Raw genomic sequence first — 12129 nt, 5'->3', positions numbered from 1 at the left:
AGGATGTCGTACGACAGGACACCATGGCCGTCCGCCATCGTTTGACCGCCTCACTTTCGACGGCCCCATCATCAAAAACGGCACCGGCTCCTACCGCCTTGCCGCTACCCGCGCACGAACCGAACGGCACGCCGTAGTCCGCTGATTGAGCCCGGCGATTCGATGTCGTGCCGCAGGGGGTTCACCCGTGGTATCCGAGGAAAACCGTTGGGCTGCCCGACCTGCCTTCAGGCATGATCGGCCCGTGGACACCTACCTGGAGACCGAGCGCCTGGCCCTGCGCCGCTTCACTGCCGATGACGCGGACCTGCTGATCGAGCTGGACAGCGACCCGGCGGTGATGCGCTACCTGACCGGCGGTAATCCGACCGCGTCGGAAGTCGTCCGCGAGCAGTACCTGCCGAACATCCTCGCCGGCTACGAGAGGTGGGGCGGCGACCTCGGACTGTTCGCCGCGCACGAGAAGGACAGCGGCGCGTTCATCGGCTGGTTCATCCTGCGTCCCGAGCCGGAGGGCCCGCTGGACGAAGTCGAACTCGGCTACCGGCTCCGGCAGGCGGCTTGGGGCAAGGGTTATGCCACCGAGGGATCGCGGGCCTTGCTGGGCAAGGCGTTCACGGCGCTCGGTGTGCGCGTTGTCTGGGCGGAGACGATGTCCGTGAACCACGGTTCGCGCAACATCATGGAGAAGCTCGAAATGACGCTCGCGGACACCATCCCCACTCCCCCCGACATGGAGATGATCGAGGGCTCCGAGCATGGAGGCGTACGGTACGAGATCACCAAGGAGCAGTGGGCTCAGCAGTAGCCACCGGTGCGACCGGCCGCACTGCACCCACGCCGCCAGGCTTGTCGAGGACGGCCAACTCCTCCTCGGTCAGGCGCAGGCTTCCGGCGGCGATGTTCTCTGCCAGGTGTACCGGGTTCGTGGTGCCGGGAATGGCCAGCACGTGGGGACCACGGTGAAGGGTCCAGGCGAGCCGTATCTGGGCCGGCGTCGCATTGTGGGCGCGGGCGACGGAGTGGACGCGCACGTCATGCTCCTGGTCTGCGGCTGCCTCACGCCGCAGACCAGAGACCGCGAAGAATGGGACGAAGGCGATGCCCTGCCCACCGCACAGGTCCACCAGCCCGCTCTCGTCGGCACGACGCCAGTCCAGGCCGTAGGAGTTCTGCACGCAGACCACCGGTGCGATCGTCTGGGCCTCGGCCACGTGCTCAGGCCGGACACCGGAGAGCCCGAGGTACCGGACCAGGCCGGCCTCGCGCAGCTCAGCGAGGGCGCCGAAGTGCTCGGCGATCGAGGCCGTGCGGGGGCCGCCGGCGCGCAGGTTCACCACGTCCAGGTAGTCACGGCCAAGCTGTCGCAAGTTCTCCTCGACCTGGCCACGCAACTGGTCGGGGCGGATCGTATGGAGCCACTCGCCGGAGGGATCGCGCCCCGGGCGACCTTGGTCACCACGACCACGTCCCCGTACCAGGACGAGAGGGCGCGGTTGATGAGCTCGTTGGCGGACCGCAGCGGCGAGAAGTAGAAGGCGGCCGTGTCGATGTGGTTGACCCCCTGCTCGAACGCGCTGTGCAGCAGCCCGACGGCGGCATCGCGGTCGATCGGCGCGCCGTCGGAGTTCCCCATCATGCCGTTGCCCGTCAGCCGCATCGCCCCGTAGCCAATGCGATTCACCTCCAGGTCCCCCAGCTTCCAGGTCCCTGCTGCCGCCGCTGCGCTCACCGTGCTCCTTCGTCCGTCCGCCGGTTCGTCAGGTCCTGGAGTATGGCGCCGTCAGGTGTGCTGCGACAGCTCAAGGGGCTGGGCGAAACGTCACATTTCTATCGGGAACTATCCGACGCCGTACAACCGTTGGACCTGTCGAGAGAGCGTCGGGCAGGAGGAAGTTGCAGGCCTTGTGCTGTACCCGCCGAAGAAGCCCCCGAAGCCCCACGTCCCATCTCGGGGCGCTCGGCCCGCTCTCGTCGTGCGGCAGGAACAGCGGACCTGACGGACGCCTCATCTGGGCGTCCATCGACCTCTGACGACGCGGGGCTCTCCCACTCCCGGGCGGCAGGCCCGCCTCAGCCGATCTGTTCGGCCAGGGCGACGATGACGCCCGCAGGGCCGCGGAGGTAGCAGAGCCGGAAGATGCTCTCGTACTGTGCGACTTCGCCGAGGAGTTCGGCGCCGTGGGCGCGTAGGCGGGCGATCGTGTCGTCGATGTCATCGACGGCGAACATGACGCGGTGCAGGCCCAGCGTGTTGGGCGGAGGGTTCTCCGGCTCGGCGCGGTTCACCGCAGGGGCGTGGTACTTGGTCAGCTCCAGCTTGCTGTGGCCGTCCGGGGTACGCATCATCGCGATCTCGCTCCGGATGCCGTCGAGTCCGACGGTGCGGTCAGCCCACCGGCCTTCGATCTCCCCCTTTCCTTCCAGCTCCATGCCGAGCTCGGTGAAGAACGCGACAGCTGCGTCCAGGTCATCGACGACAATGGCGACGTTGTCCATCCGCTGAATAGTCACGGTTCAGAGCATAAGGAACGCGGCCACGGAGCGGACGCAGATCGAGGCCGTCTCCCTTCGTTCAGGTGGCCGGGAGGTGACGAGCCGACGGGGCTTGAGAGCTTGAAGCAATGGCGCGGCATCGCCACCCGCTACGAAAGACCACCGAGTCCGACCAAGCAGCCGTTGACCTCGCATCGCTCCTGATGCGGGCAGGTATTTGAAGACGACTCCTAGCGGCGTACCGCCGAGATCAGCCCGCCCGGGCCCTCGTCCCGCTGCGGCGGGGTGCTGAACGGGCGGCCGTAGACGGCAGCGCGTTCGCGCAGGGTGAAGGCCTCCGCGTCCCAGCCGAGGCCGGAGAGCCAGCCCACCGGGTCCTCGGGCATCTCCCAGACCCACATGGAGGCCACCGAGCCCGGTGCGGCCTCGTCGGCGAAGCGTGCGAGCACACCGCGCGAACCCAGGGTCAGGCCCATCCGGCTGCCCGCCGCGGACAGTCGGCCAACCCGGTCGAACAGCAGTTTCACCGCGTCCTCGGGCAGGTAGATCAGCAGTCCCTCGGCGATCCACACCGTCGGCAGCGCCGGGTCGTGCCCGGCGGCGGCCAGCGCGCCCGGCCAGTCCTCGCGGAGGTCCACCGCGACGGTGATCCGCTCGCAGCCGGGTACAGCGCCCTCCTGGCGCAGCACCGAGGCCTTGAAGCCCAGCGGCTCGGCGGTGTCGACCTCGAACAGCCTGGTGGCCGCGGGCCAGCCCATCCGGAAGGCTCTGCTGTCCATTCCGGCGCCGAGCAGAACGACCTGCCGGATGCCGGCCTCGGTGGCCCGGTCCAGCAGGTCGTCCAGGAACTTCGTTCTGATGATGATCGAGGAGGCAACCCCGAGCCAGCGCCGCCGCTCGGCCTCGTTGCCGCGCTCGGGCAGCGGCGAACCCGGACCGCGTCCCCCGGCAGCAGCGAACGCGAGCGCCAGCGGATCCCGGAACAGCGGGTCCTCCCGAGCCGTCTCCATGGCCCTCACCCGCGCCACACCCACAGCCGTCGCCCATACACCGGACGGCTTCACCCGTCCCCGTGCCTCAGTCATACAGGCAGCCTAACCTGCACCGAGCAGCCGACTTCGGCTGGTGACAGCTGCGGCTGGTGGTGCGCGGACGACACGACGGTTGCTGGATCGAGCGCCTGCTGACGAAGGTGCGGAACTCCAATCCCGTCGCCCGCGGCAGCAGGAACGTCGCCGCGCACAGGACCGCGCCCGCCGTGCTGGAGACGACGGCCACGGAGAAGACGATGAAGCCCCCGGCCTACCACCAACGGCCCGGTGCACGGGCGGTCAGGCCCACCGCCACCGCCACACCGGCAAACGCCAGCATCACGATGCCGGCCCGCCACCAATACCTCTGCCGATCAGCAGAGGTGAAGCCGATCCACACATCGGGCATGGTCATGATGCTACCCACGCGAACTCGAACACCAGGACGCCCAACTTGACGAGTTAGACGCCCGAGGTGTGTTTCGATCACGCCGGGTACTGACATTCGGCCGCCGAATCTCGCGGGTCAGCAGGCCAGAAAGACTGCGTGGTCGATGCCCTCGCCGAGGAAGTCGGTGCGGCGAGCGACGGTCTGAGGGACGACGACCGGGGAAGGGGTCCAATCCGTCCACGCGCACAGCGATGGCGCCGGGCAGTCACAGCCGATCTTGATCGTTTCCGACATAACGCCCAACTGCCAAGCACCACAACAAACTTCTCTCTGAAACGATCAGGACGCTGCCTGTTTCTGAACCGGCGGAACATCAGGCGCGGTAGTGTGGGAAGCGTCGCGTGCCGGTGGCAGACCGTGTCAGGCATGGAGGCGTCCGACCGAAGGAAAACCGATGACGCACTGTCGCACCCCTTCCCCTCTCGCGTGACTGAGCGCGAGACGACCAGGCTCGTCGCCTGGAGCCAAGAACTCCGTCAGGTGCACCGCCGACTACGCGAAGCGCTGTCCGTGACCCGCGCCTCCCTTATCGACGGCACCCCCGGCGAGGCGGCCACCCGTGAACTGCTGCTGTATTGCCACGGCTTCTGCTCGGCTCTCGACGGCCACCACCAGGGAGAAGACCGCACCTTGTTCCCGGCCATCGCAGCTGCGCACCCTGAACTGCGCCCGGTGCTGCGCTCGCTCGAGCAGGATCATTCGATGATCGCCCACCTGCTCAGCGGCCTCCGTGCCGCGGTCGACCGGGCCGCGCCGCCTGAGGAGCTTGACCATCACCTCGAAGGCATCGCCGCGCTTATGGAGAACCACTTCCGCTATGAGGAGCGGCAACTGCTCACCGTGCTCGAAACACTTGAGCTGGAAGCCGCAACCCGCGAAGCGCTGGGCCCGCTCTGATCCCGGACCGGGCCGGACCGTGGGCGGCGGTGGGACCGGCACCTTCGGAATGATCAGTGCCGTTGCACCTCGCGAGATGCAGGTTGCCCGCTTCTGCGCCAGGTGCGGCGGAGTCGCACGGCCGACCAGAGTGAAGCGAACTGCCTTGCCACCGCGACAGGCCTATAGGGTCTGTCCGGCTCATGGCGGTTGGTGCCGGCCTCGGTGCTGCGCTCCCGGAGGTTGCGGATGCGGATCATCTCGATGAGGCGGGGTCCAGCTGCTGTTCGTAAGGACATCGAGCTTCAGGAAGGGGAGATGGAGACCACGGGTGCCATCCGGTATCCCTCACCTTCTGGGGGCTACTCACCGAGGCTGCTCAACCGATGATGCTGGACCGCAGCCGTCGTTGGTGCGAGTGGCGGTCCTGGCAACTCAAGCACGCCACCATCCGCGCGCCACTGACTGACTCTGCTGGGAGCCGACGAGGGCGGACGCCAGGGCGCCTTCTCAGGGGCGGCCGTCTCAGATCTCCGTGGGACATCGTTAACCGCACCGCGGACGGAGCGATGGGTACGGCGAACAACAAGGGCGAGTCACCGAAGAAGCGCGACGCAGGCCGATTGTCGCCCGGTCGGACCCGGTTCCTGGGCGTCTTGTTGATCCTGCTGTCCCTGATCTCGGCGGTGCTTTGCTTCCTCGCATTCGCCGCATGGCTGCCCTCCGACGGGGAGCGCTACCGGGACTACCAGGCCGCTGAGCCATGCCCTGCTCAAGCGACCGAGCACGTCCGGGCCGAGAAGGACTGCCTGAGTACCTGGCGATACGTTGTCGAGAAGACGGTGGTCAAGAGCGGTGGGAAGAACTCCACCTATCGGGCAACCCTGAAGGGCGGAGCTTCCTGGCGAAGGATCGTGGACTTCGGTGACCCGGGGCCGCTCCTGGAGAAGCTGGAGCCGGGCGATCAGGTGACCGGCACCATCTGGCGCCGCACCATCGTGGCGCTCAGCAAGGACGGCCTCCGGCAAAACACCTCCGAGGCGCCCCGCAACGAGCTTCAGATGAACGCCGCCTTCGGCCTGATGGCCGGGCTCCTCGCCGCCCTGGCGTTCGTCTTCGGCGCGGTGCGTCTGGTCAGGACCCGCACCCCCGAGCCCTTCACCTGGGGTCCGTACGGCAGGCGGATGCTCATCACCATCGTCTCCGTCTGCTTCGGGGCTGGGCTCCTGACGGTGTGGACCGGGATCCCCTGGCCGGCCGTGCCCGCCGTGGTCGTACCCGTCGTGGCATACGTGGCGGGAGTGATGTACGTCCGCCTGCGGCGGGGCGCCGCAGGCAGGATGTGACGGCACTGCGACACCCAGCAGCACGTTCCACCACGGTGAACCAGGGACGAAAGCCTTCGACGGGCTGAGCTCCGGGGCGGCCGGCTGAAGCGCTCGGTGGCCAACTGGGACGCTCAGCCACAAGTGGTGGCCCGGAGTTCAGGCGTTTCAGAACCGGTGGGTGAGATCGCCGTTGTGGTGGTGCGCTCGCGGCCGTCGTCCGAGGTGCCCCTTGCGAGCGAATCCGGAGCAGGCTAGGGCCGTCACCTCCGCCATCCATGCCGCTGGGCCCCGGTGGCCTGATCCTGATCTGGTGCCCAAGTGCGTTTCCCTGCGGGGTGTTAACACGGCAGCGTGGCCGGGAAATCTGGCGTGTCAGCGGGCCAGGAGAGTCTGCACTCGGGAAACGTGCTGGTCGAGCGCATGGACGCTGCCGCAGCCCCCAGGGTTCATCGACCGGATCTGTCCGGCCCTGCACGCGGGATTACCCTGGCAGGAACTGGGTGGCACGCTCCTCCGTGCCGCGTGGGCAGCCACAGTCTCCCTCGTCCGGCGCCGTCGCCGGCGGGGGTCTGGACCTCACCTGAGATCGCGAGCAGGCATGAACGAGCATGAGCAAACAGTGGTCATCCGAGAAGAACGAAGCACCAGGTGAGTACCCCCCGCACAGTCGTGAGCGACGAGGCCGGCGAGGTCCGCGGCTTCTGGACCGGGCTCGGTCTGCCCGGGCTGATCGACGTCCACACCCACTTCATGCCCGAACGGGTCCTGCACAAGGTATGGGACTACTTCGACACCAGCGGGCCCATGATCGGAAGCCTGAAGTGGCCGATCACCTACCGGGAAGAGGAGGCGAAACGCACGGCCCTACTGCGCGAGTTCGGCGTCAGGGCCTTCACCTCCATGCTCTACCCTCACAAACCCGGCATGGCCCGGTGGCTGAACAGCTGGGCGGCCGACTTCGCCCGCCGCACCCCCGGTTGCCTGCACACCGCGACCCTCTACCCGGAACCCGACGTCACGACCTACGTCCGCGAATCCCTCGAAGCCGGAGCCCGGGTCTTCAAGGCCCACGTGCAGGTGGGGGCGTACGACCCGGCCGACGAACAGCTCCAGGCGGCATGGGGGCTGCTGGCCGAGGCCGGAACTCCCGTGGTGATGCACTGCGGCTCCGGGCCCGCGCCCGGCAAGCACACCGGCCCGGGCCCCGTCGCCCGGGTACTCGCGCGACACCCGAGACTGCGCCTGATCGTCGCGCACATGGGCATGCCCGAATACCTGGAGTTCCTCGACCTCGCCGAGCGTTACGACCAGATACGCCTCGACACGACGATGACGTTCACCGACTTCACCGAAGACTTCATGCCCTTCCCTCGCCAGGCATTGCCCCGCCTCGCCGACCTCGGCGACCGCATCCTGCTCGGGACCGACTTCCCCAACATCCCTTACCCGTACCTCCATCAACTCCAGGCCCTGGAGCGGCTGGACCTGGGGCCCGACTGGCTCCGGGCCGTATGTCATCACAATGGAGCCGGTCTGTTCGGCCTCTGACAACTATCTGTGCGTCAGCGTGCTCGGCTTACGACTGCGACAGGCAGTCTGATTCGGGGACATCGTCGCCTCCAGGCGTTGCTGACCACTCGCCGGCACGGCATCGACTTCTCCTCGGACCGCTCCCCGTGTGGTAATCCGCCTCAGCGCGGTGGCCAGCCACTTATCTCAAGTTGGATGAGGCGAACCGCCGGCGTCAATGCGGTGCGAAATGCGCCAGGCACTCCTGCGTTCGACCAGTACCACTGAAGAACCTTCTTCGGTGGTGTGAGTAGCATCCACACCACACCCGTTCACACCCAACGAAGAAGAGGCATTCATGACGAAGACAAACCCAGCGGCCGGCGTGCAGGCTGAGTACGCGCAGAAGGTCGCCGATGACCTTGCTGCCAATCAGCGTGAGCAGGACCGTGTCCGTGGTGAACTAACGCGCCTGCGGGACGAGTTGGTTCAGCTGGAGGAGAGCGGTCAGGTCCTCGTGAAGATGCAGGGCGTTCTGGGTACTTCCTCCAAGCCGGCCGCCAAGTCCGGCAAGAAGGGCGTCAAGGTGCCCGCGGCTCGCAGCCCGAAGAGCGAAGCGGCAGCCAAGAAGACCCCGAAGACAGGACGCTCCGCGAAGACCGCGGCAGCGCCCTCGCCCCGTGGGAAGACCGGCGCCAAGAAGGCTGCCACTGAGCAGCGTGCGAGCGGGCCGTCCTGGATCGAGCTGATCGGTGCCTACCTCGCCGGCCAGAGCGAGCCGAAGTCGTCCACCGAAATCGCCGCCGGTGTGGCCGAGGCCAACCCCCAGCGTGGTGTGCAGGTGACCGTCGTACGCAACACCCTGGAACAGGGCGTCGCGCGTGGCGTCATCGAGCGCTCCAAGCAGGGCCGCTCCGTCTACTACCAGGCGGTCCCCGCCAGCACCGAGGCAGCGGACGGCAGCAAGGAAACCGTGGCCTGACCGGTAGTTTCAGAGTGCGGGTGGGACGGTCGCTCGCCGTCGGGTCGCTGGAGATCCGACCAGGCCCGCTGGGGCGAGCAGAACGTCGATCACCGGATCATGTTCGCTGACACCCGGGCTCCCGGACCGACATCGGTCCATGGGCAAGGATGTCGCACATGACCTTTGCGGGCGGACGGCCGTCCCCGTGCTCGGTGCGCAGGGTCGGCCTGTCCCGTCCGGCCGAACTCCGCGACTTTACTGATGGGAGGCGTTTTGGAACTGTGAAGGCCACAGCGGCACCGCACGGATGGGAAGCAATGGGCATGGACATCGAAGCGCTCCGTCAGGACACTCCGGGCACCGCGAACCGGATTCACCTCAACAACGCGGGGGCGGGTCTGCTGTCGCGGCAGACGCTCAGGGCCGTGATCTCCCACCTGGAGCTGGAGGCGGCGGTCGGTGGCTACGAGGCCGCTGACCAGGAACGCGACCGTGTCGACTCCACCTACGGGCACATCGCCAGGCTGGTTGGCGGCCGGGCGGACGAGATCGCGCTGTCCGACAACTCCACCCATGCCTGGAACACCGCGTTCTGCTCCATGACGTTCAAGCCGGGCGACCGCATACTCACTGGCCGGGCCGAGTACGGCAGCAACGTCCTCGCCTACCTTCAGACAGCCCAGCGCACCGGAGCCGAGGTCGTCGTCGTCCCCAACGACGAGTCCGGCCGGCTCGACACCGTCGCCCTGGCGAACCTGATCGACGACCGCACCAAGCTGGTGGGCATCACCCATGTCCCCACCAGCGGCGGCCTGGTCAACCCGGCCGCCGAGATCGGACGCATCACCCGCGCCGCCGGTGTTCCCTTCCTCCTCGACGCCACTCAGTCCATCGGCCAGTTCCCCGTGGACGTCGCCGAACTCGGCTGCGACATGCTCACCGCCACCGGCCGCAAGTTCTTGCGCGGCCCGCGCGGCACTGGCTTCCTCTGGGTGCGCTCCGAGGCACTCGCGTATCTGGAGCCGCGCGTGATCGAGATCGCCGCCGCCACCTGGGACGGCAAGCGCGGCTTCACCTGGAACGACGGCGCGCGGCGTTTCGAGACATGGGAGGTCAGTTACGCCAATGTCCTGGGCTTGGACGCCGCCATCCAGCAGTGCCTGGCCCTCGGCATGGACGAGATCGGCCGACGGACTCTCGCCCTCGGCGCCCGTCTGCGCGACCAGTTGGACGCCGTGCCCGGCATCACCACCCACGATCTCGGCCGGGACCGGTGCGGGATCGTGACCTGCAAGGCCGAGAACATGCCGACGACTGATGTCGCGGCCGTCCTCGCCGGACACGGCATCAACGTCAGCACCACCGATCCGGTGCAGACCCAGTTCGACGCCGAGGACCGGGACGTCCACCCGCTGGTACGGCTGTCGCCGCATTACTACAACACCGAGACGGAGATCGACCGCGCTGTCGAAGTTCTCGCCGAACTCACCGCGGCCCGCTAGCCATTGGCCACTTGGGGCCGCTCGTCGCCGCCGCGCGCAGGACCGGTATGTCGGCTCGCGCCGGCGACGGCGGCAATCGCCGGCCTCACCGGTGACGAGGAGGGCCGACCGATACGGATCAGGGATTGCTGACACGCCAGGCATAGTCTGATGACGTGAAGGAGGCCCGCAGGTTGGCGCAGTCGAAGATGGCACCGGAGGCGGAGACCGTGGAGTCGCTGCTGCTCAAGAGCTTCCAGCTGCCACCCTCCTGCTGTTGCATGCCGGTGGCCGTGAAGGAGTGGCCCGCGGTGTCGGCGCAGATGTAGGGGCGGCCGGTGGATGGGTCGGTGGCGGAGTAGACCTCGAAGGCATCCCAGCCGTTGACGTCGGTGCCGGTGGTGTTGTTGTTGGGGTCGTAGCCGGAGGACGTGTAGTACGTGTCCCATTGAGACGTCGTGTAGTTGTAGAGCCGCATCTGCCAGGTGTTCTCGGTGGCGTCGGTCTTGGCGATCCAGACCTGGTAGCCGCCGCTGCGGACGTAGGTGGACTGGAAGGAGGAGTCCATCAGCGTGTACTTGCCGACGGTCTGGCCATTGCACCAGTCCCAGGCCCAGATCTCGGCCTTGTCATGGAAGTAGGCAGTGGTGTTCTCGATGCAGGAGTTACCCGCGGGGTAGAGGGTGGGCGCGTAGATGACGTCGCCGGCGCGTGAGGTGCGCAGGGCCGGAGATACCGAGTGGGTGGCGAAGGCCCCGGTGGGGGCGCTGGCGCCGGTGGGGTAGACAGCCCAGAACTTGTGGTCGTCGGTCAGTTGCGCCACGGGCGGGGCGGCGGGCCGGACGGCGGCGTGGTGTGTGCTTCGGCGGTCGGCGAGTTGAGCCTGCGTCAGCTGGTGCGCGGCGGCACGGCCGGTCGTGCCCGGGACGGCATGACCGGAGAGTGCGCCGGCGTGCGCGGGGCCGGTCGTGGCATGGGGCGGAGCCGGGGCGGCGTGGGCCGGGACGATGGCCAGGAGTACGAGGGCTGCGACGGCGATCGCGGCGGCCGGTACGACACGCAGCTTCGACAGACGGGGATGTTCAAAGATGCCCAATTCAAGCTCCCTCAAAGCAGAAACAGGCAGGACGGGGGTGGCGCGAACACAATAGCGACGCACTGGCAGTTGCACCATGCGCATGACAGGTTCCTTTTCGAGGCAGTTGGTCAAACTCGACTGCTCGACTGCTTGACTCCGGCCGCACGCGCCGGAGGCGGATCAAGCCGTAGTGGCCAGTTCGACGAGGAGCCGGGCCGTGCGGGCGGGATCGACGATCTGATGGAGGTGTGCGCCGGGCAGGTGTGCCACCCGCCAGCCACGTTGGCGCGCCTCGGCGGCAACGTCGTCATACGGAGGGCCGAACAGTACATAGGAGCAGGGATGGTCATCCCACCCGTCGGCGACAGGAATGCTCTGCTCGTAGTAGGACAGTGGCAGGGTGGGCTGCTCCTCAATGACTTTCTGTCGCACCGCCGGATCAGTGAACATGGGTGCGATGTCCGCCTCGTCCCACCAATCGGTCCAGCGCGGAAGTCGGCCGTTCACAGCCATCGGCCTGAGGAACTCCAGCAGCTCGGGTGCGGCGACAGGGGTCGGTCCGATCCGGGCCGGGAGCGCGGCATCGACGAAGATCGAGCGGGCCACCGGACGGCCGAGGCCCGAGCGAATAGCCGGGAGAAGCAAACCTGCGTTGCTGTGTGCCACCAGGATGACTGGTCCGCCGGCCGGGACCTGCCGGAGGCTGTCGCGGACCGCGTGGACGACGCGGGGCCAGAAGGGCGGAGCGCCGACGCCGATGTGCAGCAGCGACGGCACCCGTACCTGATATCCCGCAGTTGTCAGATGTTCGGCCACGGGGTCCCAGGTCGAGGGGCCTACGGACGGACTGTGCACGAGAACGAAGATCGGCTGCATGCCACGATTCTGCCGCCCGTGTCACCGGAGCCGCGACAG

At 67.6% G+C, this 12129-nt stretch carries 11 protein-coding genes and 2 pseudogenes; 7 read left to right on the top strand and 6 right to left on the bottom strand.

The features are described from left to right. Positions 1–43 precede the first annotated feature (43 nt). Positions 44–145: pseudogene (locus OG452_RS33970) on the top strand (IS21-like element helper ATPase IstB); the annotation flags it as partial. Between the two features lie 99 nt (positions 146–244). Further along, a complete protein-coding gene (locus OG452_RS33965; protein WP_327299378.1) occupies positions 245–808 on the top strand; it encodes a GNAT family N-acetyltransferase in 564 nt (187 codons plus the stop codon). On the opposite strand, the pseudogene OG452_RS33960 reads toward OG452_RS33965, so the two are convergent. The 4 genes and pseudogenes from OG452_RS33960 to OG452_RS33945 all read right to left on the bottom strand — a co-directional run bounded on the left by OG452_RS33960 (position 780) and on the right by OG452_RS33945 (position 3936). After that, positions 780–1636, bottom strand: a pseudogene (locus OG452_RS33960) (aldo/keto reductase). The gene OG452_RS33965 and the pseudogene OG452_RS33960 sit on opposite strands and share 29 nt — an antisense overlap. A gap of 437 nt (positions 1637–2073) precedes the next feature. Further along, positions 2074–2514, bottom strand: coding sequence for a VOC family protein (locus OG452_RS33955; RefSeq protein ID WP_327299377.1), 441 nt, complete (start codon positions 2512–2514; stop codon positions 2074–2076). Positions 2515–2726: 212 nt separating this feature from the next. Next, positions 2727–3581 carry an SAM-dependent methyltransferase gene (locus tag OG452_RS33950; RefSeq protein ID WP_327299376.1) on the bottom strand — a complete coding sequence of 285 codons (855 nt, stop codon included), beginning with the start codon at positions 3579–3581 and terminating at the stop codon, positions 2727–2729. A 217-nt stretch (positions 3582–3798) separates the two neighbouring features. Then, positions 3799–3936, bottom strand: coding sequence for a hypothetical protein (locus OG452_RS33945; RefSeq protein WP_327299375.1), 138 nt, complete (start codon positions 3934–3936; stop codon positions 3799–3801). Between the two features lie 408 nt (positions 3937–4344). On the opposite strand from OG452_RS33945, the gene OG452_RS33940 reads away from it, so the two are divergent. From OG452_RS33940 to OG452_RS33920, 5 genes are all read left to right on the top strand, one after another. Beyond that, positions 4345–4875 carry a hemerythrin domain-containing protein gene (locus tag OG452_RS33940; protein WP_327299374.1) on the top strand — a complete coding sequence of 177 codons (531 nt, stop codon included), beginning with the start codon at positions 4345–4347 and terminating at the stop codon, positions 4873–4875. Positions 4876–5423: 548 nt separating this feature from the next. Next, a complete protein-coding gene (locus OG452_RS33935) occupies positions 5424–6200 on the top strand; it encodes a hypothetical protein (RefSeq protein WP_327299373.1) in 777 nt (258 codons plus the stop codon). Between the two features lie 630 nt (positions 6201–6830). Continuing rightward, the gene (locus OG452_RS33930) at positions 6831–7730 is read left to right on the top strand and encodes an amidohydrolase family protein (protein ID WP_327299372.1); all 900 of its coding nucleotides are present in this window, start codon (positions 6831–6833) and stop codon (positions 7728–7730) included. A gap of 319 nt (positions 7731–8049) precedes the next feature. Further along, positions 8050–8673 (top strand): hypothetical protein, encoded by a 624-nt coding sequence (locus OG452_RS33925; RefSeq protein ID WP_327299371.1) that lies wholly within the window; start codon positions 8050–8052, stop codon positions 8671–8673. Between the two features lie 305 nt (positions 8674–8978). After that, entirely contained in the window at positions 8979–10157 is a 1179-nt protein-coding gene (locus OG452_RS33920) for an aminotransferase class V-fold PLP-dependent enzyme (RefSeq protein WP_327299370.1), read from the top strand. A gap of 118 nt (positions 10158–10275) precedes the next feature. Here the strand turns inward: OG452_RS33920 and OG452_RS33915 are convergent, their stop codons facing one another. Both OG452_RS33915 and OG452_RS33910 read right to left on the bottom strand, forming a co-directional pair. Next, positions 10276–11232 (bottom strand): hypothetical protein, encoded by a 957-nt coding sequence (locus tag OG452_RS33915; protein WP_327299369.1) that lies wholly within the window; start codon positions 11230–11232, stop codon positions 10276–10278. A 162-nt stretch (positions 11233–11394) separates the two neighbouring features. Continuing rightward, positions 11395–12090 (bottom strand): alpha/beta hydrolase, encoded by a 696-nt coding sequence (locus OG452_RS33910; protein WP_327299368.1) that lies wholly within the window; start codon positions 12088–12090, stop codon positions 11395–11397. Positions 12091–12129: the final 39 nt, after the last annotated feature.

It is taken from the genome of Streptomyces sp. NBC_01197, from assembly GCF_036010505.1.
Lineage (GTDB): Bacteria > Actinomycetota > Actinomycetes > Streptomycetales > Streptomycetaceae > Streptomyces.
This window is presented reverse-complemented; position numbering and strand designations above follow the sequence as displayed.